Below are 25,481 nucleotides of genomic sequence, written 5' to 3' on the forward strand. Positions count from 1 at the left end.
GTGGAGGAAAGAGGAGGACTCCGGGCGAATGGACAGCCGGGGGGACGACAGAGGGTCCGGACGCCGAGGCGTCCCGACCCTCACAAGGTCATGGTGACGAGGTCAGCGCTCCTCGTGCCGACGGTCCCACCGATCGTTCATGCGATCCATGAACGACGGGGACGGTTCTTTGCTCTTGGTGCCGGGCGCCCCGTCGTCTCCGACGCTGTGGTGGACCGGCGTCAGGGCGAACATCAGTCCGCCGAGCATGGCGGCGAACGCCACCACGCCGATGATGATCCCGCCGATGTTGCCCACCACGACGCCCACGATCAGGCCGCCGACGCCGGCGAGCAGCAGCACGGCTCCGTAGATGAGATTGCGATAGCTGAGCGCGCGGTCTCCTGCATGCGCGGAAACGACGTCGGCGTCGTTCTGCATGAGATGGCGTTCCATCTCATCGAGCAGGCGCTGCTCCTGTTCGGAGAGTGGCATTTCATCCCCCTCGGGTGGTCTTCCACCCAGTCTACGCGTGCCGGGATGCCCCAGGGTAGGGATTCGCCTGGGAGTTGGGCATCACCCTGCAGAATGCGGTCCGGTTCCGTACGGTGGCGCTGAGTAGGCTGATCCAGTGGCATCCTCAACCGCTGTGATCGACCAGGTCTCCGCTCGTCTCGACGCCTTCGTCGCCCGGGTGCGCGAGGAGACCGCGACGTACGGCCCCGATGCCGCAGCCTTCGTCTCATCCGCCGAGGCGACGCTGCGCGGGGGCAAGCGCCTGCGTGCGCGATTCTGCCATGCCGGATGGGCCTCGGTCGCCGGCCTCAACGGGATCGACGCTGCGCCGACCGCGCTCTGGGACGCCTGCGCGGCACTCGAGGTGTTCCAGTCGGCCGCGCTCGTGCACGACGACCTGATCGACAACTCCGACACCCGCCGGGGCCGGCCGTCCGCACATCGAGCGCTGGAGGCCGCGCACGTCGGACAGGGGTGGAGCGGCAGCGCCGTGGAATTCGGCCGCGCCGCCGCCGTGCTGCTCGGCGATCTGCTCGTGGCGTGGAGCGACGACCTGCTGGAAGCGGGGATCTCGGCGAATCCGCACGCCGACGCCGTCCGCACGGAATACGCCCGGATGCGCCGCGACGTCACGATCGGGCAGTTCCTGGACATCGCCGAGGAGTCGGCATGGAGCGTGAACGCCGACGACGGCCATTCCGAACGCGCCCTGCGCGTCGTCTCGCTGAAGGCGGCGCGATACAGCGTGGAGCAGCCGCTGCTGATCGGGGCGGTGATCGCTGGTGCCGATCGGGCGCAGCAGGCCGCGCTGCGCGCGTTCGGGCATCCGCTCGGTATGGCGTTCCAGCTGCGCGACGACGTGCTCGGCGTCTTCGGCGACGAGCAGGTCACCGGCAAACCGGCCGGCGACGACCTGCGCGAGGGCAAGCGCACCCTGCTCATCGCATGGACCCGCCAGGCTCTGGCGCCGCAAGGGCGGCGTCTCGTCGACGAGCTGCTGGGAGACCCGCAGCTCACCGCGGATCAGATCGCGAGCCTGCAGGCCATCATCATGGAATCCGGAGCGCTCGCTCGCATGGAGCAGCTCATCGTGGAGTACGCCGAGGCGGGCGAAGCGGCGCTGCAGGAAGCGCCACTGGATGCCGGAGCGCTCGAGCTGCTGCGCGGACTCGCCCGCGACGCCACTCAGCGCACGGCCTGATTCCGGCGGGGTGCTGCCCGACGATCCCGCCGACCACCGCGTCGACCGAGATCAGTACGCGGGCGGCCGAACGCGAGCCCGTGGGATCAGGCCAGACCGCGTGCGACCCGGCGCACCTCGCTCTTGTGGCCGTCGCGCAGAGCGGCGATCGGGGCGCGACCGATCGACTCCTCCTCGGCGAGCAGCCAGTCGATCACCTCGTCGTCGCTGAACCCGGCGTCCCTGAGCACGATGATCGTGCCGCGCAGCGATCCGATCGGCTGGTCATCCTTCAGGAACACGGCCGGAACCGCGAGCGGTCCGTTGCGCCGCGATCCGACGAGATGCTGCTCGTCGAAGAGCCGGTGCACACGCCCGAGCGGCTCACCGAGGATCTCGACGAGTTCGGGGAGGGTCAGCCATTCGGCCGTGGAGGCCGCCGTTTCCGTTTCAGACACTCAGCAATGTTCTCATCCCCGCGGCCGGACGGAGGTCACGGGCTTCGATTCACCGTTTGATCTCACCTTTAACATTCATCACTTCAGTTGACTTGGATATGCATCCGTGACACCGTCGTAGGGCCGATGCGCGACGTGGCGCACCGGCACCAGACGTCAGAATCGGGGGATCCATGACGACCACATCCAGTCCGCGCCGCGCTCTCGGCCTCACTGTGCCGACGGTGCTGCTGACCACCGTGGCGACCGCACTCGTGGCGACGCCGGCCCAGGCTCACACACCCGCCCGCATCCCTCTGCCTCCCCTGACCGCGCTGCCGACCGGCGCGGTCGCGGCTGCCCTCGCCGCGAGGACTGCGCCGGCCGAACTCGTGCCTGTCACCTCCCACACCGTGCAGGACGGGGACACCCTGTGGGACATCGCTCAGGCCCACGGAACCACTGTCGCCGCCCTGTACGCGGCCAACGGGCTCGGATCCGATTCGATCATCTACCCCGGCCAAGTGCTCTCCCTCGGCGGAACGGCGCCGGCGCCTGCCCCTGCCGTGGCCGAGTCGGCGACGCCCGCTCCCGCGGCGGACACCACCGGCCCCGGTTACGACGTGGTCGCCGGCGACACGCTGTGGTCGATCGCGCACGAGCACGGGATCACGCTCGCCGAGCTCTACGCGGCGAACGGCCTCTCCCCCGACTCGATCATCTACCCGGGTCAGACGCTGCGCTTCTCCGCCCCCGCGCCGGCTCCCGCTGCGGTCGATCCCGCACCCCAGCCCGCAGCGGACACCTACACCGCCCCGCAGGTCGTGCTCGACGACGTGCAGACGGCCAACGCGCAGCACATCATCCGCGTCGGTCGTGAGCTGGGCGTGAGCGACCGCGGCATCGCCATCGCCCTGGCCACGGCGATGGTCGAGTCCGGCCTGGTGAACACGCCGTCCGGGGATCGCGACTCGATCGGCTTGTTCCAGCAGCGCCCGAGCACGGGCTGGGGCACGCCGGAGCAGATCGCCGATGCGGACTACGCGATCAGGGCCTTCTACCTGGGCACCCCGCACACGAACGGGCTGCTGGACATCCCGGGCTGGGAGGGCCTCGGCTTCAGCGAAGCCGCACAGGACGTGCAGATCTCCGCGTTCCCCGCCCGCTATGGGCTGTGGGAGCCCCAGGCGGACAGCTGGCTCGCCGCACTCGGCTGAGTCACCGCGGGATCCGCTCCCCACGAACGGAAAAGCACGCGCACGCGAGCCGTTCCCCGGGCTCTCAGCGAGTTCTCCATAGACTCTTGTCGTGACGACCAGCCAACAAGCCGACCCCCTCATCGGGCGGCTCGTCGACGGTCGCTACCGGGTCCGCGCACGGATCGCGCGTGGCGGCATGGCCACCGTGTACGTCGCCACCGACCTGCGGCTCGAACGGCGCATCGCGCTCAAGGTCATGCACGGTCACCTCAGCGACGACTCCGTGTTCCAGAGCCGCTTCATCCAGGAGGCGCGCGCGGCCGCGCGCCTCGCCGACCCGCACGTCGTCAACGTCTTCGACCAGGGCCAGGACGGCGAACTCGCCTACCTGGTGATGGAGTACCTGCCCGGGATCACGCTGCGCGAACTCATGCGGGAGCAGCGCCGGCTCACCGTCCCGCAGACCATCACGATCATGGACGCGGTGCTCTCGGGCCTCGCCGCCGCGCACCGCGCCGGCATCGTGCACCGCGACGTCAAGCCCGAGAACGTGCTGCTCGCAGAGGACGGCCGGATCAAGATCGGCGATTTCGGCCTGGCCCGTGCAACCACGGCGAACACCGCCTCGGGCGCGCAGCTGATGGGCACGATCGCCTACCTCGCACCCGAGCTCGTGACGCGCGGCACGGCGGACGCCCGCAGCGACATCTACGCGCTCGGCATCATGCTGTACGAGATGCTCGTCGGCGAGCAGCCCTACAAGGGCGAACAGCCCATGCAGATCGCATTCCAGCATGCGACCGACTCGGTACCGCGCCCCAGCGTGCGCAATCCCGGTGTGCCGGAGCAGCTCGACGAGCTCGTGCTGTGGGCGACCGAGAAGACGCCGGACGAGCGGCCGGACGACGCACAGGCGATGCTCGACCGGTTGCGCGTGATCGAGCGCGAACTGGGCGTCACCCCCGCCCCGACGACCGCGAAGACCACGGTCGTGCCGATGCGCGACACCGGGGATCAGACCCTGGTGCTGCCAGGCCTCCCCACCACGACCGCCCCGGCCCCGGCGGCGGAGGCGCCGCTGGACAATGCGACGCTGCTGCGTCGCCGTACGGCGCACCGGCGCTCGCGAGGTGCGCTGCTGCTGGTGCTCGTGCTGTTGCTGGCGGTCCTGGCCGGCGGCACCGGCTGGTGGTTCGGATCCGGTCCCGGCTCGAAGATCTCGGTGCCGGGGGTCGCAGGCAAGACCTGGGAGGTCGCCGCAGCGGCGATCACGAAGGAGGGGCTCACCCCCGTCCAGGGCAGTGAGAACTCTCTCGATGTGCCGCAGGGGCAGGCGATCCGCACGGATCCGGCGGCAGGCTCCCGCGTGGACAAGAAGGCCCACGTCAGCGTACTGATCTCCGCCGGGCCCGCCAAGCACGACCTCCCGAAGCTCGACGCGATGACCGAGGATCAGGCGAAGAAGGCGCTCGCGCCGTTCCACCTGAAGATGCAGGACTCCGTGGCGCTGTTCTCCGGCGCCGACAGCGGCCTGGTGATCAACGCCGAGGTCACGCCTCGTTCGGGCGCTGCAGGATACGAGTGCGGCGAGGGCTGCAGCATCTTCGAGGGCGATCAGATCCGCCTCCTGACGTCCCTGGGCCCGGTTCCGGACGTGTCGGGCCTGACGGTGGACGATGCCACCAGCAAGCTCAAGGCCGTAGGGCTCGGCGTCGACTCGGGCTCGGTCTCCTCGTACAGCGACAGCGTGCCGAAGGGCCGAGTGATCGGCATCGGCGACCGCGACGGCGGCGGCAACTGGCGGCCCGGAGACACGATCGTCCTGAACGTGTCGAAGGGACCGGAGCCCGTCACCGTGCCCGACGTGGTGGGGGCGAACCTCGCCGATGCCATGAAGACGCTCACCGATGCGGGACTGAACCCGCAGACGAGCGTGCCGGAGGTCGTGTGGAGCCTGTTCCAGGTGACCGGGACGGATCCGAAGGCCGGCGTCAGCGTCGATAAGAACTCGACGATCCGGGTGAAGGTCTCCGGCTGACCCGGACGACACCCGTGAGGCACGCGGTCCGCGGGACCGTCCGCCGGCACGGCGAAGGCCCGGCACCGCTGCGCGGTGGCCGGGCCTTCGAACGAGCGTCAGCGCTTCTCGAGCTCCTCCGCGACGAGGAAGGCCAGCTCGAGCGACTGCATGTGGTTCAGGCGCGGGTCGCAGAGCGACTCGTACCGGGTCGCGAGGGCGGCCTCGTCGATCTGCTCGGATCCGCCCAGGCACTCGGTGACATCATCGCCGGTGAGCTCCACGTGGATGCCGCCGGGGAAGGTGCCGACGGCGCGGTGCGCCTCGAAGAACCCGCGGACCTCGTCGACCACGTCGTCGAAGCGACGGGTCTTGTACCCGGTCGGCGTGGTGATGCCGTTGCCGTGCATCGGATCCGTGACCCACAGCGGCTGCGCACCGGAATCCTTCACGGCCTGCAGCAGCGGCGGCAGCGCCTCACGGATCTTGCCGGCGCCCATGCGGGTGATGAACGTGAGCCGGCCGGGCTCGCGGTTCGGGTCGAGCTTGTCGATGAGGGCCAGCGCCGTGTCGGTCGTCGTGGTGGGACCGAGCTTCACCCCGATGGGGTTGCGGACCTTGGAGAAGTAGTCGACGTGCGCGCCATCCAGCTCGCGGGTGCGCTCACCGATCCAGAGGAAGTGCGCGGAGGTATTGTACGGCGTCAGGGTCCGCGAGTCGATGCGCGTCATCGGCCGCTCGTAGTCCATCAGCAGGCCCTCGTGGCCGGTGAAGAACTCGACGCGCTTCAGCTCGTCGAAGTCGGCGCCCGCCGCCTCCATGAACTTGATCGCGCGGTCGATCTCGGCCGCCATGCGCTCGTAGCGCTGGTTGGCCGGGTTCTTCGCGAAACCCTGGTTCCAGGAGTGCACCTCGCGGAGATCCGCGAAGCCGCCCTGGGTGAACGCGCGGATCAGGTTCAGCGTCGACGCCGCGGTGTGGTACCCCTGCAGCAGTCGCGCCGGGTTCGCCTCGCGGGAGCCTTCGGTGAAGTCGTAGCCGTTGACGATGTCGCCGCGGTATGCGGGCAGCGTCACGTCGCCGCGGGTCTCCGTGTCGCTCGAGCGCGGCTTGGCGAACTGCCCGGCCATGCGCCCCATCTTCACCACGGGCATGGACGCACCGTACGTCAGCACGACCGCCATCTGCAGCACGGTCTTGATGCGGTTGCGGATCTGGTCGGCGGTGGCGCCGGCGAAGGTCTCGGCGCAGTCGCCGCCCTGCAGCAGGAACGCCTGCCCGGACGCCGCGCGGGCGAGGCGCTCGCGGAGGTTGTCCACCTCGCCGGCGAACACGAGCGGCGGGAGCGCCGCGATCTGCGAGGAGACCTCGGCGACGCGCTCGGCGTCAGGCCACTGCGGCTGCTGCTTGATCGGGAGGGCGCGCCACGAGTCGAGGTCGAGAGGCTGAGGCATCCCCCCATCCTAGGGTGCGGGGACGGGTGCGGATCGCTCTATGAAGCCCGCGCGGATGACGCCTGTGCGGCGAGGCGGTCCTTGACGGTCGAGGCGTAGACGTCCTCGTAGTGCTGTTCGCCGAGCCGCTGCAGGGCGATCATGATCTCGTCCGTCACCGAGCGCAGGATGTAGCGGTCGTTCTCCATGCCCGCATACCGGGAGAAGTCCAGCGGCTCCCCGATGACGATGCCCACGCGCATGATCTTTGGGATGCGCTGCCCGGTCGGCATCGCGATGTCGGTGTCGACCATCACCACGGGGATCACCGGGACCTTCGCCTCCAGCGCCATCCGCGCGATGCCGGTACGGCCTCGGTACAGCTTGCCGTCGGGGCTGCGGGTGCCCTCGGGATAGATCCCCAGCAGGTCGCCGCGCCCGAGCACCCCCAGCCCGGTGTTCAGTGAGGCCTCGGAGGCCTTGCCTCCCGAGCGGTCGATGGGCAGCTGCCCCGTGCCCTTCATGAACATCCGCGTCGCCCAGCCCTTGAGCCCGCGGCCTGTGAAGTAGTCGCTCTTGGCGAGGAAGGACATCTTCCGATCCAGCATCAGCGGCAGGAAGATCGAGTCGGAGAAGGACAGATGGTTGCTCGCCATGATCGCGGCACCCGTCACCGGCACATGCGCTCTGCCGACGATCCACGGACGGAAGATCGCCTTCACCAGGGGGCCGATGGCGATGTACTTCATGAACCAGTAGATCATCGCCCGCAGTCTATCCCGCTACCGGGATGAGGACGAGAGGCGGGTTCTTTGCTTGCGACGCAGTTTCACCGATCGTGCGACTGAATCTCACGCATGATGCCCAGACCCCAGGCGCCGCATGGCATAGACTCCTGGGAAGCATGTACGCGTCCGGCCCCGAAGGAGTTGCCGTGGTCCAGTTCGAAGTCCCCGCGATCGTGAAAGCCGCACCCGAGGACAACATCACCGACCTCCTCGAGCAGCGGGTGCAGAAGACCCCGAACCTCGCTCTGTTCTCGGTGCCGGACGGCGCCGGATGGCGCGACATCACCGCGGCCGAGTTCCGCACCGCCGTGATCGCCCTCGCGAAGGGATTCGTCGCCGCCGGAATCCAGCCCGGCGAGAAGGTGGGCTTCCTCGCCCGCACGACGTACGAGTGGACGCTGGTGGACTTCGCGCTGTTCTACGCCGGTGCCGTCATGGTTCCGATCTACGAGACCAGCTCCCCGTCGCAGATCCAGTGGATCATGGAGGACTCGGCAGCGATCTCGCTCATGGTCGAGTCGCCCGAGCACTTCACCCGCTTCGACGAGGTGCGCGGCGACCTGCCGCTGGTCCGCGAGGTGTGGCAGATGCACCTCGGCGCGATCGCCCAGCTCACCGCCAAGGGGACCGAGGTGCCCGACGAGGAGATCGAACGCCGCCGCGTCATCGCGAACGGCGCGGACATCGCCACCCTCATCTACACCTCGGGTTCGACCGGGCGGCCCAAGGGCTGCGTGCTCACGCACAGCAACTTCGTGGAGCTGTCCCGCAACGCCGCGAAGTCGCTCGATGACGTCGTCTCGATCCAGGGCGCATCGACCGTGCTGTTCATCACCACGGCGCACGTGTTCGCCCGGTTCATCTCGATCCTCGACATCCACGCCGGCGTGCGCACGGGGCATCAGCCCGACACCAAGCAGCTGCTCCCGGCGCTCGGGTCCTTCAAGCCCACCTTCCTGCTCGCCGTGCCGCGCGTGTTCGAGAAGGTGTACAACTCCGCCGAGCAGAAGGCAGAGGCCGGCGGCAAGGGCAAGATCTTCCGCGCCGCTGCGGCGACCGCGATCGAGCACTCCCGCCTCGTCGAGGAAGGGGCGAAGATCCCGCTCGGCATGAAGATCAAGTTCGCGCTGTTCGACAAGCTCGTCTACGCGAAGCTGCGCGAGGCGATGGGCGGCAACATCCAGTATGCGATCTCCGGATCCGCGCCGCTCGGCGCACGCCTGGGCCACTTCTTCCACAGCCTCGGCGTGGTGATCCTGGAAGGTTACGGGCTCACCGAGACCACCGCCCCCGCCACGGTCAACCTGGCGGACAAGTCGAAGATCGGCACTGTCGGTCCCGCGCTGCCCGGAGTCGGCATCCGCCTCGCTGACGACGGCGAGATCGAGGTGCGCGGCGTCAACGTCTTCAAGGAGTACTGGAACAACCCTGAGGCCACCGAGGCCGCGTTCCACGACGGCTGGTTCCGCACCGGCGACCTCGGTTCCTTCGACGACGAGGGGTTCCTGACGATCACCGGCCGCAAGAAGGAGATCATCGTCACCGCGGGCGGCAAGAACGTCTCCCCCGCCGCGCTCGAGGATCCGATCCGCGCCAACCCGATCGTCGGCCAGGTGGTCGTCGTCGGCGACCAGAAGCCGTTCATCGCGGCACTGGTCACGCTCGATCCCGAGATGCTGCCGACCTGGCTGGCGAACAACGGGCTCCCCGCGGACATGTCGCTCGCCGACGCGGCCGCGAACGACGCGGTCCGCGCCGAGGTGCAGCGCGCGATCGACGTCGCCAACACCCGCGTGTCCCGTGCCGAGTCGATCCGCAAGTTCACGATCCTGCCCTCGGAGTGGACCGAGGCGAGCGGGCACCTCACGCCCAAGCTCTCGATCAAGCGCAACGTCATCATGAAGGACTTCGCCCCGCAGGTCGCCGCGATCTACAACGAGACCACCGCGACCACGACGGTGCCGCTGGGCTGACGGCAGGCGCATGAGGAAGGGCCCCGGGGCTTCCCGGGGCCCTTCCTCATGCGTTCAGAACCAGGTGCTCTCAGAACCAGGAGCTCTCGCGCACCTCGCGCATGGCGATCTTGCGGGTCTCCGGATCCAGCCGGGAGAGGTACACCTTGCCGTCCAGGTGGTCGGTCTCGTGCTGCAGAGCCTGGGCGAGGAGCCCCTCCCCCTCCAGCACCACGGGCTCGCCGTCGAGGTCGATCCCCTCGACGCGCGCCCACGGATGGCGCAGCGCGTCGTGCCAGAGGCCGGGCACGGACAGGCAGCCCTCGCCGGTGGGCACCGGGTCGCCGCGCACCTCGACCAGCACGGGATTCAGCACGTAGCCGATGTCGCCGTCGATGTTGTAGCTGAACGCACGCAGCGCCACGCCGATCTGAGGGGCGGCGACCCCGGCGCGCCCGGGGAGCTCGACGCTGTCGACCAGGTCGGCGACGAGAGCGCGCACGCCGTCGTCGATGGTGCCGATCTCGGCGCACACCGTGCGCAGCACGGGGTCTCCGAACAGCCGGATCTCACGGACCGCCATCAGGCCGCCTGCGCCCTCAGGCCCTCGACCACGATCGCGGCCAGCTCCCGCGCCGCCTGGCGCGTCTCCGGCTGCAGCGCTGCGAAGGTGATCGCGCTTCCCGCCGCGATGCGGGCGTCGTACGGGAGGCGCAGCACGTGCGCGACTCGAGTGCGGAAATGCGCCTCCAGCTCGCCCAGACGCACCATAGGGGTCCCCGGAGTGGACTGGTTGAGCACCACGACAGCCTCGCGGACCTTGGCGGCATAGCCGTTCGCCTCGAGCCAGGTGAGCGTCTCGGATGCGAGCCGCGCCTCGTCGACGCTGAGTCCGGCGACGATCACGAGCGTGTCCGCGCGATCCAGGATCGCGCCCATCACCGAATGGACGATGCCGGTGCCGGTGTCGGTGAGCACGAGCGAGTAGTAGTGCGCCGCGACCGAGGCGACCTGGTCGTAGTCCTCGTCATTGAACGCCTCGGAGACCCGGGGATCGGCGTCCGATGCCAGCACATCGAGGCGGGTGGCGTCTCGCGATACCACGGCGGAGATGTCGTGATAGCCGGTGACCTGATCGTGGATGCGCACCAGGTCACGCACGGTCTTGCTGTTGGTGCGCGCGATGCGATCGGCGAGGGTGCCGCGGTCGGGGTTCGCGTCGACGGCGATGACCCTGTCCTCCCGCGCATCGGCGAGTGCCATTCCGAGCAGCGCCGTCACCGTGGTCTTGCCGACGCCGCCCTTTCGGCTCAGCACCGGGACGAACCGGGCCGTCCCGGACAGCGGCGAGGCGATGCGCGCGCTCAGCGCCTTGCGCTGCTGGGCGCGCTTGCCGTCGCCGAGGTTGATACGGCGGCCGGACACCGTGTAGAGCAGGTGGCTCCACAGCCCTTCCGGCTCCGGGCCCGCGAGCCTGCTCGCATCCAGCAACCGGTCGGCAGTGAGCAGGTCCGCGCTCTCCCGCTCCCGGTCGCCGAGCTGATCCAGCCGACGCGAGGTGAGGTCGGGCTCGGACGCGCGAGCGTGGTCGTCGGTCATGATCTCCTCCTCCTCCTCCGTCGCCGCCGCAGCGACGGTCGGCGTGGTGTTCACATCGAGCGCCCGGACCGGCGCGGGGCTCGTCCCGTCCACGGCGTGGAGCACCAGCTCCGCCGGCACGACCGACGCGACAACGGGCTCGACGGGGCTGTCGTGGTCAGCGACGGCGTCGGCATCGTCCTCTGCGACGTCGTCGATGTCGTCTTCGGCGACGGCGCCGGCGTCCTCCTCGGCGTCGGCTTCGACGTCGGCGACAGGCTCGGCATGCTCGCCCACCTCGACCGCCTCCGCATCATCGTCGACCGGAAACTCGACCTCGCCGGCGTTCACGTCCTCGGCGATCCCGTCGAAGGCGGTGCCGTCGAAGGCGGTGCCGTCGAAGGCGGTGTCGAAGTCCGGGGCATCGACCTGGTCGTCGATCGGATCCACGACCGTTTCCTCGGCAGCCACATCCTCGACAGCTGCTTCCTCGGCAGGCGCGTCCTCCTGCACCGCGGGCTCGTCGGAGGCCGCCGCCTGCGGCGACGGATCCGCGGACCCGGAGGCATCGCCCTCGACCCCGCCGGCGACGTCATGGTCCCGCGCCGTTGCATCTTCGACGAGCTCAGCGACCACGACCTCCTCGGCCGCGACCGCCGGGATCTCGATCACGATGTCCGAGATGCCTGCGCCCTGATGGATCCTCCCGATGCCGTCGTCCCCTCGGACGAGGTCGGCGGGATCGGCGTCGAGCACGAGGTCGGCGAACGCCTCCCCATCGGTGACGTCGTCGTCGACGAGATCATCGTCGTCCGGGACCGGCAGCGCGACGGGGACCTGTGCGGTCGACTCGCCGAGCAGCCCGATGTCCGCCGTGCCGATGGCGCCGGTGCTGTCGAGGACGCCGAGAGCGTCCTCGGCCTCTTCGTTCTGTGTATTCCTGCGTTCTGTGCTCATGATGCTTCTCCCCCGTGATACGCCCTGTCGGCGCGCATCACAACGCCCAAGGTTAGTGCACATCGCCGCGCCCCCACGCGGCGGACCGGGCCGGAGGGCGTCCATCGCGGACGCCCTCCGCGGCTCTCAGTCGGTGTGCGACGGGCGGATCACGACCAGGAGATCGCCGGCGTCGACCTGCTGGGTGGCGCCGATCGCAAGGCGCTCCACGACGCCGTCCACGGGTGCCGTGATCGCCGCCTCCATCTTCATCGCCTCGATGGAGGCGATCGCCTCGCCGGCGCTCACCGCCTGTCCTGCCTCGGCCTTCAGCGTCACCACGCCCGAGAACGGGGCAGCCACCTGACCAGGCTTGGAGGTGTCCGCCTTCTCGACCTCACGCACATCGACCTTGAGGGAGCGATCCCGCACGAACACCGGCCGGAGCTGGCCGTTCAGCGTGGTCATGACCGTGCGGAAGCCCTTCTCGTCCGCTTCGCCGATCGCCTCGAGCCCCACATAGAGCTGCACCCCGGGGTCGATCTCCGCGACGTGCTCCTCACCAGGCACGAGGCCGTAGAGGTAATCGGGCGTGCCCAGCGCGGACAGGTCTCCGAATGCCGCGCGATTGCGCTCGAACTCCGCGGCCGGCCCGGGGAAGAGCACACGGTTCAGCGTCTGCCGCCGTTCCAGGCTCTCTCCGTCGAGTGCGCGCTGCTCGTCTTCGGAGATCGGGACCACGTCGATCGAGACCTTCCGCCCCGCCAGCACCTTCGTGCGGAACGGCTCCGGCCATCCGCCGGGCAGATCGCCCAGCTCGCCGGCCATGAAGCCGATCACGGAGTCGGGGATGTCGTAGTTCTGCGGATTCTGCTCGAAGTCCGCGGGGTCCGCTCCTGCCGCGACGAGAGCCAGGGCGAGATCACCGACGACCTTCGACGAGGGGGTCACCTTGGGGATCCGGCCGAGGATCCGGTCCGCCGCCGCGTACATGTCCTCGATGCGCTCGAAGTCGTCCGCGAGGCCCAGGGCGATGGCCTGCTGGCGCAGGTTGGACAGCTGCCCTCCGGGGATCTCGTGGTGGTACACGCGGCCCGTGGGTGCGGCCAGTCCTGACTCGAAGGGGCGGTAGAGCTGGCGCACGCCCTCCCAGTACGGCTCCAGGTCGCCGATCGCCTGCAGATCCAGCCCGGTGTCGCGCTCGGTGTGCGCGAGAGCCGCCACGAGGGCCGACAGCGACGGCTGGCTCGTCGTGCCGGACATCGGCGCCGCCGCGGCGTCCACGGCGTCCGCTCCCGCCGCACTGGCGGCCAGCAGCGTCGCGAGCTGCCCGCCGGCGGTGTCGTGCGTGTGCACCTGGACGGGCAGGTCGAACCGCTCGCGCAGCGCGGACACGAGGCGCGCCGCCGCCGCGGGGCGGAGGAGGCCCGCCATGTCCTTGATCGCGAGGATGTGCGCGCCGGAGTCCACGATCTGCTCCGCGAGGCGCAGGTAGTAGTCCAGGGTGTAGAGCTGCTCCGCGGGGTCCAGCAGATCGCCGGTGTAGCAGAGCGCCACCTCGGCGACCGCGGTGCCGGTCTCCAGCACCGCGTCGATCGCGGGCCGCATCTGCGACACGTCGTTGAGCGCGTCGAAGATGCGGAAGACGTCGATCCCGGTCGTCGCGGCCTCACGCACGAACGCGTTCGTCACCTCGACCGGCCGCGGCGTGTACCCGACCGTGTTGCGCCCGCGCAGCAGCATTTGCAGCGGGATGTTGGGGATCGCCTTCCGCAGCGCCTCCAGGCGCTCCCACGGGTCCTCCGCGAGGAAGCGCAGCGCGACGTCGTAGGTCGCGCCGCCCCATGCCTCGATCGAGAGCAACTGCGGCGTCATGCGCGCCGCGTGCGGGCCGACTCGCACCAGATCCCGGGTGCGCACCCGCGTCGCGAGCAGCGACTGGTGCGCGTCGCGGTAGGTCGTCTCCGTCACGGCGAGCGCGGTCTGCTCGCGCAGCGCGCGGGCGAACCCGGCCGGTCCCAGCCGGAGCAGACGCTCACGGGCTCCTGCGGGCGGCTCGACGCTCAGATCGATCTTCGGGAGCTTGCTCCCGGGCGAGGGCGACAACGGCTTCTGGCCGTACGGCCTGTTCACCGTGACGTCGCCGAGCCAGTTCAGCAGACGCGTGGCCCGGTCCCTCGAGGGGTTGGTCGTGAGCAGCTCAGGCCGCTCTTCGATGAAGAGCGTCGACACGTCTCCGGCGACGAACGCCGGGTCGTTGAGCACGGCGCGCAGGAACGGGATGTTCGTCGCGACGCCACGGATCCGGAACTCGGCAAGAGCGCGCTTCGCCCGGGCCACCGCCGCAGGGAAGTCCCTGCCACGGCAGGTCAGCTTCGCGAGCATCGAGTCGAAGTGCGGGCTGATCTGCGAGCCGGCGGCCGTGGTGCCGCCGTCGAGGCGGATGCCGGCGCCGCCGGGCGAGCGGTAGGTCGTGATCCGGCCGGTGTCGGGACGGAATCCCTGCGCCGGGTCCTCCGTGGTGATCCGGCACTGCAGCGCGGCGCCGCGCAGCTGGATGCTGTCCTGGTCCAGGCCCAGATCCGCCAGCGTCTCCCCGGCGGCGATCCGGATCTGCGACTGCACGAGGTCGACGTCCGTGACTTCTTCGGTCACGGTGTGCTCGACCTGGATCCGCGGGTTCATCTCGATGAACACGACTTCACCCGCGCGCTCCCCTGCCGTCTCCAGCAGGAACTCGACCGTGCCCGCGTTCTCGTAGCCGATGGACTTCGCGAAGGCGACGGCGTAGCCGTGCAGAGCCGTGCGGATTCCGTCATCGAGGTTCGGAGCCGGAGCGATCTCGATCACCTTCTGGTGACGACGCTGCACCGAGCAGTCGCGCTCGAACAGATGCACCGTGTGCCCCGTGCCGTCCGCGAGCACCTGCACCTCGATGTGCCGGGGCCGTTGCACCGCCTGCTCGAGGAACACTCGCGCGTCACCGAAGGCGCTCCCGGCCTCGCGCATGGCCTCGGCCAGCGCCGGCGCCAGCTCCCCGATCGACTCGACCCGGCGCATGCCGCGTCCGCCGCCGCCGGCCACGGCCTTGACGAAGATCGGGAAGCCGATGTCGGCAGCCTGTCCGACGAGCTCGTCGACGTCGTCGGACGCGTCGGTCGAACGCAGCACCGGCACGCCGGCTGCGACCGCATGCTGCTTCGCGGTCACCTTGTTGCCGGCCATCTCCAGCACGTGCGCCGGCGGGCCGATGAAGGCGATCCCGTTCTCGGCGGCGCGTGCCGCGAGCTCCGGGTTCTCCGAGAGGAAGCCGTAGCCGGGGTAGATCGCGTCGGCGCCGCACTCCCGCGCGACGCGGATGATCTCCTCGACGTCGAGGTAGGCCCGCACCGGGTGCCCGACCTCCCCGATCTGATACGACTCATCCGCCTTCTGGCGGTGGATGGATCCGCGATCCTCCCAGGGGAAGACGGCGACCGTCTTCGCCCCCACCTCGAACGCGGCTCTGAAGGCCCGGATCGCGATCTCTCCACGATTGGCCACAAGGATCTTCTGGAACATGGCACCTCGAACACTGGGGGCGCAGCGACGCGCATCGGGGGCTGAGTGTGTCCTCAGCCTAGAGGAAGGTAACGTGGTGTCCGTGCACGTACTCAGCGTCAGTTCCCTCAAGGGCGGTGTCGGAAAGACGACCGTGACCCTCGGCCTCGCTTCGGCGGCGTTCGCCCGCGGCGTCCGGACCCTCGTGGTCGATCTCGACCCGCAGTCCGACGTCTCCACCGGCATGGACATCCAGGTCGCCGGCCGGCTCAACATCGCCGACGTCCTGGCCAACCCCAAGGAGAAGGTGGTCCGCCAGGCCATCACATCCTCCGGCTGGGCGAAGGTGCACCCCGGGACGATCGACGTGCTCATCGGCAGCCCGTCGGCGATCAACTTCGACGGCCCGCACCCGAGCGTGCGCGACGTGTGGAAGCTCGAGGAGGCGCTGGCCGCCGTCGAGGCCGACTACGACCTCGTGCTGATCGACTGCGCCCCGTCGCTGAACGCGCTCACCCGCACCGCGTGGGCCGCGAGCGATCGCGTCATGGTGGTCACCGAGCCGGGTCTGTTCTCGGTCGCCGCCGCGGACCGCGCCCTGCGCGCGATCGAGGAGATCCGCCGCGGCCTCTCCCCCCGGCTGCAGCCGCTCGGCATCGTGGTCAACCGCGTGCGCCCGCAGTCCATCGAGCACCAGTTCCGCATCAAGGAGCTGCGCGACATGTTCGGCCCGCTCGTGCTCTCGCCGCAGCTGCCGGAGCGCACATCGCTGCAGCAGGCGCAGGGCGCCGCGAAGCCGCTGCACATCTGGCCCGGCGACTCCGCGCAGGAACTCGCCGCCGACTTCGACACGCTGCTGGACAGGGTGATCCGCACCGGGCGCATCGCCCTGCCCGACGACACCCGCGTCTGAGCGGACTCGGCGGTTCGCAAGAGCCCCGATACGACGAGAGCCGGTCCCCGAGGGGGCCGGCTCTTTCCGTTGCTGTTCCCGTCCGGTCAGGCGGTGCGACGGGCGCGGCGCGCGGCCAGGTCGTCGGCCGGCTCGGCGACGAGCGCATCGAACTCGACCAGCGTCGCCTCGACCTCGTGGAAGACCTTGCCCACGGCGATGCCGAAGACGCCCTGGCCTCGGCTCAGGAGGTCGATGACCTCATCGTTCGAGGTGCACAGGTAGACGGAGGCGCCATCGCTCATGAGGGTGGTGCCAGCCAGATCGCGGATGCCGGCGGCCCGGAGCTGATCGACGGCGGTGCGGATCTGCTGCAGCGAGATGCCGGTGTTGAGCAGCTCCTTGACGAGTTTGAGCACGAGGATGTCGCGGAAGCCGTAGAGGCGCTGGGATCCGGACCCGCTCGCGCCGCGGACGGTCGGGACCACCAGCTCGGTGCGCGCCCAGTAGTCCAGCTGTCGGTACGTGATACCGGCCGCACGGGCGGCCACGGCGCCGCGGTAGCCGACCTCGTCGTCCATCGCGGGAAGTCCGTCGGTGAAGAGGAGATCGTCTCCGAACGACGGTGCATCGCCCCGTTCCTCGGCGCTCATGGCATCCTCCTCATCCTGAAGGCACAGCATCCTTCAACCACAACCTGAAAGTCGATGACTCCACGCTAGAACAGCGCGGACCCCCCGACAACGACATCCGTCCCGACGAGGGGGTGTGTCGCAATCAGTTCGTTACGACAGCAGCCGGCCGATGCCGTCTTTGACCAGGAGCGAACGCACCTCGTCGAGGCGGGATGCCAGTTCGGGGGCCATCTCGCTGGCCCGCGCTCGCGAGGGGGTGTCGGTGCGGCGCAGGAGCGCGGACAGCGCCGACTGGACCAGGGCGATGTCGCGCTCGGCGCTCTGCCGCAGCGGCCTCAGGTGGCGCGGCCCGATGCCGTGGCCGTCCAGTGCCGCCAGCGCGCGCAGCAGCGAGACCGCGGACTCGGGGTAGGTCTCGGCCGCCGGAAGCATGCCGCTCGACACCGCGTCGCCGAGGAGGGCGTGCGACGCACCCGCCGCGTGCACCAGCTCGTCGCGGCGGTACCGGCGCGGACCCTGCACGATCGACGCGGGCAGCTCCGGCGAGCCGCCGGACTCATCGAGCGCGTCGAGGTGCTCGCGGATGACCTTGAGCGGCAGGTACTGGTCGCGCTGGAGCGTGAGCGCGATGCGGATCCGCTCCAGGTCGGCGGCGGAGAACTTGCGGTACCCGGACGCGGTGCGCACGGGGTTGACGATCCCCTTCTCCTCCAGGAACCGGAGCTTGGAGGCGCGCACGTCGGGGAACTCCGGCGTGAGACGTGCGAGCACCTGGCCGATGCTCAGCAACCCGGTGGGGGCAGAACGCTCGGCGGCCGACGCCGCCATCAGTCGTTCGCCTGCGCGAGATCCACGGGTGAGGCGAAGAAGTTCAGCCGGAACTTGCCGACGCGCACCTCGTAGCCGTTTCGCAGTTCGCTGCGATCGACCCGCTCGCCGTTCACGTACGTGCCGTTCAGCGAACGCTGATCGACGATCTCGAACGCGGTGCCGGTGCGGATGACCTCCGCATGCCGCCGGGAGACCGTGACGTCATCGAAGAAGATGTCCGCCTCAGGATGACGTCCGACCGTCGCCACCGCCGTGTCGAGCAGATAGCGGGCACCGGCGAGCGCGCCGGAACGGACCAGCAGCAGCGCGGAACCCGAGGGGAGCGCGGCGATCGCCGCCTGCTCGACCTCGGTCAGCTCGGCGCCGAACGGGACGAACGACAGGTCGGAGTCGTGCCCGAACGTCTGCGTGGTGTCGTGCAGGGGCTCACCGCCGCGGCGGACGGCGCCTTCGGGAACGTCGTTCTCAGTCACTGTTTCTCCCCCTCCTCTGGCGTTCCAGCCTATCGGAAGCGCGCGGCCCCCGGGAGCCGGATCCGGGGCTGTCTCACCTGCCCGAGCCCGCTCGCGCTGGCGATAGGCTGGGAGCATGCCACACTACGACGTCGTCATCCTCGGCGCTGGCCCCGGCGGCTACGTCGCCGCCGTCCGCAGCGCCCAGCTCGGCCTTTCCACCGCCATCATCGAGGAGAAGTACTGGGGCGGCATCTGCCTCAACGTGGGGTGCATCCCCTCGAAGTCACTCCTGAAGAACGCGGAGATCGCGCACACGTTCAACCACAAGGCCGAGTTCTTCGGCATCTCGGGTGACGTGCACTTCGACTTCGGCGCCGCATTCGACCGTAGCCGCAAGGTCGCGGACACCCATGTCAAGGGCATCCACTTCCTGATGAAGAAGAACAAGGTCGTCGAGTACGACGGCCGCGGCACCTTCACGGGCCCGAAGGCGATCTCCGTGGCCAAGTCCGACGGCACGACCGAAGAGGTCACGTTCGACAACGCCATCATCGCGACCGGATCCACCGTCCGCCTACTGCCGGGCGTGCAGCTGAGCGACAACGTCGTCACCTTCGAGGAACAGATCCTCACCCGCGACCTGCCCGAGTCGATCGTCATCGTCGGCGCCGGCGCGATCGGCATGGAGTTCGGCTACGTGCTGACCAACTACGGCGTGAAGGTCACCATCATCGAGTTCCTCGACAGGGCGCTGCCCAACGAGGACGTCGAGGTCTCCAAGGAGATCCAGAAGCAGTACAAGAAGCTCGGCGTCGACATCCTCACCTCGACCGCGGTGAAGACCGTCACCGACAACGGCTCGTCCGTGCACGTCACCTACGAGACCCGCGACGGCCAGCCCGGCGAGATCACCGCCGGCAAGGTCCTCATGTCGGTCGGTTTCGCTCCGAACGTCGACGGCTACGGCCTGGAGAACACCGGCGTCAAGCTCACCGAGCGCGGCGCGATCGACATCGACGACCACATGCGCACCAACGTCGAGGGCATCTACGCGATCGGCGACGTCACCGCCAAGCTGCAGCTCGCGCACGTCGCCGAGGCGCAGGCCGTCGTCGCCGCCGAGACCATCGGCAAGGCCGAGACGATGACCCTGGGCGACTACCGCATGATGCCGCGCGCCACGTTCTGCCAGCCGCAGGTGGCCAGCTTCGGCCTCACCGAGGAGCAGGCCAGGGCCGAGGGTCGCGAGATCAAGGTCGCGAAGTTCCCGTTCAGCGCGAACGGCAAGGCGAACGGCCTGGGCGAGCCGGTCGGTTTCGTCAAGCTGATCGCGGACGCGGAGCACCTCGAGCTCATCGGCGGCCACCTGATCGGCCCCGACGTGTCCGAGCTCCTGCCCGAGCTGACCCTCGCGCAGAAGTGGGACCTCACGGCGCTCGAGGCCGCTCGCAACGTGCACACGCACCCGACGCTGTCGGAGGCGCTGCAGGAGGCGTTCCACGGCCTCGCGGGCCACATGATCAACCTCTGATCGGATCCGATCGGACAGAGGGCCGGTCACGTGACCGGCCCTCTGTCGTCTCCGCTCGGTGTGGTCAGAGGCCGCGCATCGTCACCAGGCCGGCCGCCCACGGGCGCAGCGGCGCGGAGCCCAGGGTCCGGATGAGCGTCTCCCTCGCCCCGAGCGGAACGCCCTGCGCGGGGGCGCCCATCGACATGTAGAACGCGCTGCGCCGCTGGGCCGTGCGGGCGGATCGGGCCGCGCGACGTGCGTAGTCGCCGAGGTCAGCCCCGCCCTCGGTCAGCGCCGCGCGCAGCGCCGCGGCCAGCCGACCGGCGTTCACCCAGCCGAGGTTCATCCCCTGGCCGCCGATCGGGCTGATCTCGTGCGCGGCGTCGCCCAGCAGCGCAACGCGACCGCGGACGAACGTGCGCGCCAGGTGCTGGGTCGCGACAAAACGGGTCGGCGGGGTGTCGTCGCTGATCTCCGGATCCTGCCCGATCCGCGTTGCGATCGCCGCACGCAACTCCGCCGCCGTGTGCACGCTGTCGGATCGCAGCACCCACCGCCGCATCCCGCCCGGCAGCGGGAACGACTCCACGAGCCCGCCGGGCTCGCAGTGCAGCCGCGCGCGGGCGTCTCCCGCGAGATCGGGCACGTCCGCCATCGCGTACGCGGCGCGCCCCGGGCGGCGCCGCCAGCCCAGGCCGAGCTCTCGGCGCAGGGCGCTGTGCACGCCGTCCGCGAGCACCACGAACGCTGCGGTGATCTCCAGGCGGCCGGCCGGCCGGTCGACCGCCAGCCGCACGAAGTCGCCCTCGTCCCGGACGGCACCGGCGGTGCAGCCGAAGCGCAGAGTCCCGGCGGACAGCGTTTCCAGCCGATCCCGCAGCAGGGCGTGGGTGCGCTGCTGCGGGAGCACGCGCACGCGGCGCGACTCGGGGAAGGTCAGGGCCGCCAGGATCCGACCGCGGCTGAGCACGTCGCCGCCTTCGAGCGTCAGGGCCTCGGCTCGGACCGCCTCGCCCACGCCTGCGCGGTCGAGCAGCTCCAGGCCGGGCGGATGGATCCCGATCGCCCGGCTGCGCAGGTCGTCGCCGCGGCGGCGTTCGCAGACCAACACGTCGGCGCCGTCCTGGGCGAGCAGGCAGGCCAGCAGCAGCCCGACAGGACCGGCGCCGACGATCACGACCTCATGATCGTGCAGCGTGGTCCTGACCAGCGGCCCGTCAGGATCGGACATCGCCCGGCTCACGCCGCAGTTCCAGCCGCGCGGGCAGCCCGCGCCGCACGATCCAGCCCGCCGGGGCGACGGCCGCGAGTTCGGCGGGCGTGTAGGACCGGCGGATGCTGGTCAGCCCATCGGCGCGGATGAAGGATCCCGCGAGCAGATTCCCGGCGAAGGGCCATGTCCCCGCCGCGAACAGGATGTACGCGGCACGACTGCGCGCGATGTCTCGATGCACCACGAGCCCTGCCCCACCGGCGAGGTACGCGGTGTCGGCGAGCATCTGCTGCAGCTCCGCCGGGTCCAGGTGGTGCAGCATGTGGTTGGACACCACGATGTCGTAGGACTCTCCGGCCCTGACCAGGTCGGCGACGAACGCGCACCGGTAGACCACCCCGGCATCATCGTCCTGCGCGGCCGACCAGGCCGTGGCCCGCTCGTCGGCATCCAACGCGATGATCTCGGCGGCGAGCCGGTCTCGGGCGAGCCGCGCCGCGAGCGCGCGGCAGAGGTCCCCGCCTCCCGCGCCGACGTCCAGGATCCGCACCCGCCCTGCCCTGGCCCGCGGCCGGATGTCGCGCCGATACAGCGCACCGACGCGGGACACCACGGCGTTCACCGCGCCGAAGCGTCGGTAGGTGCGTTCCAGTGTCTGCGGATCCGCCCGCGGGTCGTCCATCAGCTCGCGCAGGCCGACGGCGCGTGCGGACAAGTCAGCGCCCATCGCCCTCGGCGCCGACGACCGTCATCAGCGCGCTCTCCGCGGTCAGGCCGGGCCCGAAAGCCATCGCCGAGACGCGTTCGCCGTGGTGCGCACCCTCCTCCTCCAGGATCCGCCGCAGCACGAACAGGATCGTCGCACTGGACATGTTCCCGTGCGTCCGCAGCGTCTCCCTGGCGGGGTGCAGCTGCACGTCGCTGAGAGCGAGGCGGTCCTGGACACGGTCGAGGATGCTGCGTCCGCCCGGATGGATGGCCCAGTGCCGCACCTCCTCGCCGATCCTGCCGTCCTGGAACGACGCTTCCAGCTCCCCCGCGTACAGCGGACGCAGCGCATCGATGATCGTCTCTCCGATGATCTGCGGCACCGCGGTGGAGAGGATCATCTCGAAGCCGTGGTCCCCGATGGTCCACGCCATGTCCTTCTCCCCCTGCGGGGCGATCGCGGTGTGGAACCGGTCCAGGCGCAGCCCGGCGGCGGCGGACGGACGTGCCGTGACGATGCCGGCCGCCGCCCCGTCGGCGAACAGGGAGGAGGCGACGATCAGGTCTGGGTTCTCCGAGGAACGCAGGTGCAGGGTGCACAGCTCGACGCTGACCACCAGCACCACGGCGTCCGGATCCGCGGCGCAGAACTGGCTCGCCACCCGCAGCGCCGGCATCGAGGCGTAGCAGCCCATGAAGCCGAGGTGGTAGCGCTGCACCGATTCCGGAAGACCCAGCGCTCGCACGATCTCGTACTCCGGGCCCGGGGCATGGAAGCCCGTGCAGGAGACCGTGACCACGTGCGTGATGTCGGCGGCGGCGATCTCGGGGTCGGCGTCGAGGGCGGCGCGGGCGGCAGCGACGAACAACCGCGTCGCTTCGCGGACGTAGACGTCGTTGCGGGTTCCGGTGCCCGGGGAGAGCAGGTCGCCGGTGGTGCGGTCGAAGAAGACCGGATCCGCGTCCGTCTCGGCCAGCGTGAGCTCGCTGAGCACGGTGCGGCGGGTGTCGATGCCTGATCCGTCGAACGAGGCTGTGACGATGCGGCGGGCCAGCCGACTCAGGCCCGGTTGCGCGGCGAAGACGTCGCGCACCTCGCTCTGATGAAGGACCGTGTCCGGGACGACCGTCTGCAGGGACCTCAGCACCGCGGGGCTGCTCATGGTGCCACTCAAGCATGCTGTCCGCGTCGCGGGAAGGGTCTTGCGGATCCCGCTCGGACTCTGCGACACCGCCCGGATCGGGCGACGAAGGTCTCAGCGGATCCGGAGAACTGCCACGCTTCCGCTCAGAACCCGAGGGCGCGACCGAGCTTGGATCCGGAGGGCGACTTCCGGCCGCCAGCGGCGATGACCGCCTGCTCCACGGCCCGGAAGAAAGCCAGCCGGCCTTCTTCGTCTGCCGGAGCCGCGGGGCCCAGCTCCATCTCCCACTCGCGCCATTCCCGCTGACCGCCCCGACGCAGGTCGGTGCCGCGGACGCGATCGTCCACGAACTCGGCCACCACGCCGCCGCGACCGATGAGCAGGTAGGCGGTGCGGGCGTTCTCGATACGTGCGAGCGGGAGGACGGGATGCGTCGTCCACTGGGCGATGATCTCCGCGACCGCGGACGGCATCTCGTCCCCCTCGCCGAGCGGCCAGCCGAGCTCGACGCGGCCGTCGCCGCTGCGGGGACCCTTCACATGCCATCCCTCGTCCGGCCCTCCGGTGCGCCGCCGCAGGGCGACGCCGGCGCGGGCGAGGTCGCCCGCGGCCGTGTCGAAGTAGCGGGCGTCCAGAGCGCGGGCCTCGCCCTCGGTCACGAGGTCCACACCGGGGACCGCATCCCACGACGGCAGCGGAGTGCTGTCGTCGACGTCGTACTTGCGCTCGACCTCGACGGTGCGGGACGGCTCAGACATCCGAGGGATTGAGGTCGTCCTGGGATCCCTGGTACCAGTACTGGTACTCGGTCGGGCCGTCGTGCTCGCCGGTGTGCGTCGGCTCGCCACGCCGGTTGTAGACGAGCAGCGTCTCGCTGTAGGGGACGGCGATCTCGTCGTCCGCCGATCCGAGAGGGATGATCTGCCCGTCCAGCGGGCCGCCGTGAAGCCGTGCGAGTGCCATGTGCTCACCCTAATCCCCGGCCACCCGTCGGATGCGATCCTCGTGCGGCGTTGTTCACGCGGGGGTCGCGAGAGGTTCTCATGCCACGGCCACACCGAGTGCTCCGCCCACGATCATCCACGGCCCGAACGCGATGTGCGTCGAGCCGGTCGCCCGGCGGAGCACGATGAGCCCGAGCGCGTGCACGGCGCCCAGCACGAAGGCCGCCGTCGCGCCGATGAGGAGCGCCTGCCACCCGTGCCAGCCCAGGACCACCCCGATGAGTGCGGCGAGTTTCACGTCTCCGCCGCCCATGCCCTCACGGCTCAGCATCCGCAGCAGCGCATAGAAGCCGCCGAGGATCAGCATCCCCCACAGCGCGCCGAGCAGTCGCGCGCCCGCGTCCGCGAACACCGCTCCGGCGAGCGCGAGCAGGAGGGCGCCCGCGAGCGTCGGCAGCACGATCCGGTCGGGGAGCCGGTGCGTCGCGATGTCGATGGCGATCAGCCAGACCCCGATCCCGAGCAGCACGAGATGCGCCAGCACGACGACGACAGCGGTGAGATCCACACCCCGACGGTAGAAGATCGGCGCGATGCCCGTGAGCGGGCTGTGGACAACTCCGCCCAGAACGTCGGCGCGACTCCGGTCAGGCAGAGCGGAGCAGGATCCGCCCGTCCTCGACCTTCGCCTCCCAGCGCGGCTGCGGCACGCTCGCGGGGCCTCGCTGCACCGAGCCGTCTTCGATGCGGAACCTGCTGCCGTGCCACGGGCAGGTGATGCAGCCGTCCGCCCCGAGCTTGCCCTCGTCGAGTGGGCCGCCCTCGTGACTGCAGACGGCGGAGATCGCGTGCAGATCGCTGTTCACACGGATGAGCAGCACCGGAACGCCGCCCACCAGCACCCGTGACCGGGCGCCCTCGGCGAGATCGGCGTCGGCGCCCACGTCGGTCCAGCGCCGCACCGAGCCTTGGAACGCCGTATGGTTCACACCGGCGCCGCGGACGAAGGAGAGATGCCCGCCCAGGTACGACGATCCCAGGGTGAGGCCGAGCCCGAGCAGGCTGAGCGCCGCACCCGCGCCGTGGTGGCCGCGCCGGCGCACGAGCCAGGACGTGATCTGCAGCACGGAGGCCGTCGCGTTCGCGGCGGCATGGATCAGCCCGACCCGTTTCGCGGGGCCGTGCAGGGCCGACCAGTCGGAGGCGCCCGCCGCCGCCGTCGGCGCGGAGGCGAGGATGCCGAGGCCGACGAGGCGGCGGGACGCCGCCGGGTCCGCCCCGGTGAGATCGAGCACCGTGGCCGCACCCCATGCTCCGATCGGCAGATCCGTGAGCATCGGATGGACCTGATGGCCCAGCCAGGATCCGGAGAGCGCGTTCTTCACAGGCGTGGAGCGGGTGGCGGCGTCGACCCAGCCGCTCAGTTTCTCCGCCGCGGGATCGAGTCCCTTGGTCTTCCCGATCGTCCGGATCAGGGACTGCATCGCCGCTGTCACTCGCATGGGATCTCTCCTCCGCACCGTGTGGTCGAAGCCTCCTGTCTACCTTCGCGCTGAGCGAGGGTCAACGGCTTGACAGGCGGGCTGTGCT

General features: G+C 70.1%; 23 protein-coding genes. 6 read left to right on the forward strand and 17 right to left on the reverse strand.

Annotation, left to right across the window (positions count from 1 at the left end):
* Nucleotides 1-102 precede the first annotated feature (102 nt).
* Complete coding sequence (locus AC1DMN_RS10300; protein WP_477229276.1) at nucleotides 103-474, reverse strand: DUF3040 domain-containing protein; 372 nt, start codon at nucleotides 472-474, stop codon at nucleotides 103-105.
* A 136-nt stretch (nucleotides 475-610) separates the two neighbouring features.
* Here AC1DMN_RS10300 and AC1DMN_RS10305 point away from each other — a divergent pair, with 136 nt between their 5' ends.
* Nucleotides 611-1,696: a polyprenyl synthetase family protein gene (locus tag AC1DMN_RS10305; RefSeq protein WP_477229277.1), complete on the forward strand. Its 1,086-nt coding sequence runs from the start codon at nucleotides 611-613 to the stop codon at nucleotides 1,694-1,696.
* Nucleotides 1,697-1,782: 86 nt separating this feature from the next.
* Here AC1DMN_RS10305 and AC1DMN_RS10310 read toward each other — a convergent pair whose 3' ends face one another.
* Complete coding sequence (locus tag AC1DMN_RS10310; RefSeq protein WP_441978093.1) at nucleotides 1,783-2,133, reverse strand: Rv2175c family DNA-binding protein; 351 nt, start codon at nucleotides 2,131-2,133, stop codon at nucleotides 1,783-1,785.
* A gap of 173 nt (nucleotides 2,134-2,306) precedes the next feature.
* Between AC1DMN_RS10310 and AC1DMN_RS10315 the strand changes: the two genes are divergently transcribed.
* Together AC1DMN_RS10315 and pknB are read left to right on the forward strand one after the other, a co-directional pair.
* Nucleotides 2,307-3,329: a LysM peptidoglycan-binding domain-containing protein gene (locus tag AC1DMN_RS10315; protein WP_477229278.1), complete on the forward strand. Its 1,023-nt coding sequence runs from the start codon at nucleotides 2,307-2,309 to the stop codon at nucleotides 3,327-3,329.
* 91 nt (nucleotides 3,330-3,420) lie between these two features.
* Nucleotides 3,421-5,349, forward strand: a complete 1,929-nt coding sequence (pknB, locus tag AC1DMN_RS10320) for a Stk1 family PASTA domain-containing Ser/Thr kinase (protein WP_477229279.1) — start codon at nucleotides 3,421-3,423, stop codon at nucleotides 5,347-5,349.
* A gap of 98 nt (nucleotides 5,350-5,447) precedes the next feature.
* Here the strand turns inward: pknB and AC1DMN_RS10325 are convergent, their stop codons facing one another.
* Both AC1DMN_RS10325 and AC1DMN_RS10330 read right to left on the reverse strand, forming a co-directional pair.
* Entirely contained in the window at nucleotides 5,448-6,782 is a 1,335-nt protein-coding gene (locus AC1DMN_RS10325) for a class II 3-deoxy-7-phosphoheptulonate synthase (RefSeq protein ID WP_440731425.1), read from the reverse strand.
* 38 nt (nucleotides 6,783-6,820) lie between these two features.
* On the reverse strand, nucleotides 6,821-7,525 hold the full coding sequence (locus AC1DMN_RS10330) for a lysophospholipid acyltransferase family protein (protein WP_440731424.1): 705 nt from the start codon (nucleotides 7,523-7,525) through the stop codon (nucleotides 6,821-6,823).
* Nucleotides 7,526-7,665: 140 nt separating this feature from the next.
* Between AC1DMN_RS10330 and AC1DMN_RS10335 the strand changes: the two genes are divergently transcribed.
* Complete coding sequence (locus tag AC1DMN_RS10335; protein WP_477229280.1) at nucleotides 7,666-9,522, forward strand: AMP-dependent synthetase/ligase; 1,857 nt, start codon at nucleotides 7,666-7,668, stop codon at nucleotides 9,520-9,522.
* A 70-nt stretch (nucleotides 9,523-9,592) separates the two neighbouring features.
* Here AC1DMN_RS10335 and AC1DMN_RS10340 read toward each other — a convergent pair whose 3' ends face one another.
* From AC1DMN_RS10340 to AC1DMN_RS10350, 3 genes are all read right to left on the reverse strand, one after another.
* Nucleotides 9,593-10,084 (reverse strand): peptide deformylase, encoded by a 492-nt coding sequence (locus AC1DMN_RS10340; RefSeq protein ID WP_440731422.1) that lies wholly within the window; start codon nucleotides 10,082-10,084, stop codon nucleotides 9,593-9,595.
* Nucleotides 10,084-12,036, reverse strand: a complete 1,953-nt coding sequence (locus AC1DMN_RS10345; protein ID WP_477229281.1) for a MinD/ParA family ATP-binding protein — start codon at nucleotides 12,034-12,036, stop codon at nucleotides 10,084-10,086. Before AC1DMN_RS10345 ends, AC1DMN_RS10340 begins: the two co-directional genes overlap by 1 nt.
* A gap of 126 nt (nucleotides 12,037-12,162) precedes the next feature.
* Nucleotides 12,163-15,576: a pyruvate carboxylase gene (locus AC1DMN_RS10350; protein WP_477229282.1), complete on the reverse strand. Its 3,414-nt coding sequence runs from the start codon at nucleotides 15,574-15,576 to the stop codon at nucleotides 12,163-12,165.
* An 82-nt stretch (nucleotides 15,577-15,658) separates the two neighbouring features.
* On the opposite strand from AC1DMN_RS10350, the gene AC1DMN_RS10355 reads away from it, so the two are divergent.
* Nucleotides 15,659-16,468 carry a ParA family protein gene (locus AC1DMN_RS10355; protein ID WP_045252454.1) on the forward strand — a complete coding sequence of 270 codons (810 nt, stop codon included), beginning with the start codon at nucleotides 15,659-15,661 and terminating at the stop codon, nucleotides 16,466-16,468.
* Nucleotides 16,469-16,554: 86 nt separating this feature from the next.
* Here the strand turns inward: AC1DMN_RS10355 and AC1DMN_RS10360 are convergent, their stop codons facing one another.
* From AC1DMN_RS10360 to AC1DMN_RS10370, 3 genes are all read right to left on the reverse strand, one after another.
* Nucleotides 16,555-17,100 carry a MerR family transcriptional regulator gene (locus tag AC1DMN_RS10360; RefSeq protein WP_440731419.1) on the reverse strand — a complete coding sequence of 182 codons (546 nt, stop codon included), beginning with the start codon at nucleotides 17,098-17,100 and terminating at the stop codon, nucleotides 16,555-16,557.
* Between the two features lie 132 nt (nucleotides 17,101-17,232).
* A complete protein-coding gene (gene ftsR, locus AC1DMN_RS10365; RefSeq protein WP_440731418.1) occupies nucleotides 17,233-17,910 on the reverse strand; it encodes a transcriptional regulator FtsR in 678 nt (225 codons plus the stop codon).
* Nucleotides 17,910-18,386, reverse strand: coding sequence for an FHA domain-containing protein (locus AC1DMN_RS10370; RefSeq protein WP_440731417.1), 477 nt, complete (start codon nucleotides 18,384-18,386; stop codon nucleotides 17,910-17,912). The genes ftsR and AC1DMN_RS10370 overlap by 1 nt, the downstream gene beginning before the upstream one ends.
* A gap of 115 nt (nucleotides 18,387-18,501) precedes the next feature.
* Here AC1DMN_RS10370 and lpdA point away from each other — a divergent pair, with 115 nt between their 5' ends.
* The gene (gene lpdA, locus AC1DMN_RS10375) at nucleotides 18,502-19,899 is read left to right on the forward strand and encodes a dihydrolipoyl dehydrogenase (RefSeq protein WP_441976948.1); all 1,398 of its coding nucleotides are present in this window, start codon (nucleotides 18,502-18,504) and stop codon (nucleotides 19,897-19,899) included.
* 64 nt (nucleotides 19,900-19,963) lie between these two features.
* Here lpdA and AC1DMN_RS10380 read toward each other — a convergent pair whose 3' ends face one another.
* From AC1DMN_RS10380 to AC1DMN_RS10410, 7 genes are all read right to left on the reverse strand, one after another.
* Nucleotides 19,964-21,112 (reverse strand): FAD-dependent oxidoreductase, encoded by a 1,149-nt coding sequence (locus AC1DMN_RS10380; RefSeq protein WP_441976949.1) that lies wholly within the window; start codon nucleotides 21,110-21,112, stop codon nucleotides 19,964-19,966.
* A complete protein-coding gene (locus tag AC1DMN_RS10385) occupies nucleotides 21,099-21,809 on the reverse strand; it encodes a methyltransferase domain-containing protein (protein WP_477229283.1) in 711 nt (236 codons plus the stop codon). The genes AC1DMN_RS10380 and AC1DMN_RS10385 overlap by 14 nt, the downstream gene beginning before the upstream one ends.
* A gap of 1 nt (nucleotide 21,810) precedes the next feature.
* Complete coding sequence (locus AC1DMN_RS10390) at nucleotides 21,811-22,965, reverse strand: type III polyketide synthase (protein ID WP_441976951.1); 1,155 nt, start codon at nucleotides 22,963-22,965, stop codon at nucleotides 21,811-21,813.
* 125 nt (nucleotides 22,966-23,090) lie between these two features.
* Complete coding sequence (locus AC1DMN_RS10395; protein ID WP_441976952.1) at nucleotides 23,091-23,705, reverse strand: CYTH domain-containing protein; 615 nt, start codon at nucleotides 23,703-23,705, stop codon at nucleotides 23,091-23,093.
* Nucleotides 23,698-23,910: a response regulator gene (locus AC1DMN_RS10400; RefSeq protein ID WP_440731411.1), complete on the reverse strand. Its 213-nt coding sequence runs from the start codon at nucleotides 23,908-23,910 to the stop codon at nucleotides 23,698-23,700. Before AC1DMN_RS10400 ends, AC1DMN_RS10395 begins: the two co-directional genes overlap by 8 nt.
* A 78-nt stretch (nucleotides 23,911-23,988) precedes the next feature.
* Entirely contained in the window at nucleotides 23,989-24,459 is a 471-nt protein-coding gene (locus AC1DMN_RS10405; protein WP_441976953.1) for a prepilin peptidase, read from the reverse strand.
* Nucleotides 24,460-24,538: 79 nt separating this feature from the next.
* Complete coding sequence (locus AC1DMN_RS10410; RefSeq protein WP_441976954.1) at nucleotides 24,539-25,393, reverse strand: Rieske (2Fe-2S) protein; 855 nt, start codon at nucleotides 25,391-25,393, stop codon at nucleotides 24,539-24,541.
* Between the last annotated feature and the right edge of the window lie 88 nt (nucleotides 25,394-25,481).

This window comes from Microbacterium sp. 01T413_2, from assembly GCF_056398985.1.

Bases quoted from the DNA above. Each gene is read 5' to 3' on its own strand.
- AC1DMN_RS10300 (WP_477229276.1), bottom strand. From the start codon at position 474: ATGCCACTCTCCGAACAGGAGCAGCGCCTGCTCGATGAGATGGAACGC.
- AC1DMN_RS10315 (WP_477229278.1), top strand. From the start codon at position 2,307: ATGACGACCACATCCAGTCCGCGCCGCGCTCTCGGCCTCACTGTGCCG.
- AC1DMN_RS10325 (WP_440731425.1), bottom strand. From the start codon at position 6,782: ATGCCTCAGCCTCTCGACCTCGACTCGTGGCGCGCCCTCCCGATCAAG.
- AC1DMN_RS10330 (WP_440731424.1), bottom strand. From the start codon at position 7,525: ATGATCTACTGGTTCATGAAGTACATCGCCATCGGCCCCCTGGTGAAG.
- AC1DMN_RS10335 (WP_477229280.1), top strand. From the start codon at position 7,666: ATGTACGCGTCCGGCCCCGAAGGAGTTGCCGTGGTCCAGTTCGAAGTC.
- AC1DMN_RS10340 (WP_440731422.1), bottom strand. From the start codon at position 10,084: ATGGCGGTCCGTGAGATCCGGCTGTTCGGAGACCCCGTGCTGCGCACG.
- AC1DMN_RS10345 (WP_477229281.1), bottom strand. From the start codon at position 12,036: ATGAGCACAGAACGCAGGAATACACAGAACGAAGAGGCCGAGGACGCT.
- AC1DMN_RS10350 (WP_477229282.1), bottom strand. From the start codon at position 15,576: ATGTTCCAGAAGATCCTTGTGGCCAATCGTGGAGAGATCGCGATCCGG.
- AC1DMN_RS10360 (WP_440731419.1), bottom strand. From the start codon at position 17,100: ATGAGCGCCGAGGAACGGGGCGATGCACCGTCGTTCGGAGACGATCTC.
- ftsR (WP_440731418.1), bottom strand. From the start codon at position 17,910: ATGGCGGCGTCGGCCGCCGAGCGTTCTGCCCCCACCGGGTTGCTGAGC.
- lpdA (WP_441976948.1), top strand. From the start codon at position 18,502: ATGCCACACTACGACGTCGTCATCCTCGGCGCTGGCCCCGGCGGCTAC.
- AC1DMN_RS10380 (WP_441976949.1), bottom strand. From the start codon at position 21,112: ATGTCCGATCCTGACGGGCCGCTGGTCAGGACCACGCTGCACGATCAT.
- AC1DMN_RS10390 (WP_441976951.1), bottom strand. From the start codon at position 22,965: ATGAGCAGCCCCGCGGTGCTGAGGTCCCTGCAGACGGTCGTCCCGGAC.
- AC1DMN_RS10395 (WP_441976952.1), bottom strand. From the start codon at position 23,705: ATGTCTGAGCCGTCCCGCACCGTCGAGGTCGAGCGCAAGTACGACGTC.
- AC1DMN_RS10400 (WP_440731411.1), bottom strand. From the start codon at position 23,910: ATGGCACTCGCACGGCTTCACGGCGGCCCGCTGGACGGGCAGATCATC.
- AC1DMN_RS10410 (WP_441976954.1), bottom strand. From the start codon at position 25,393: ATGCGAGTGACAGCGGCGATGCAGTCCCTGATCCGGACGATCGGGAAG.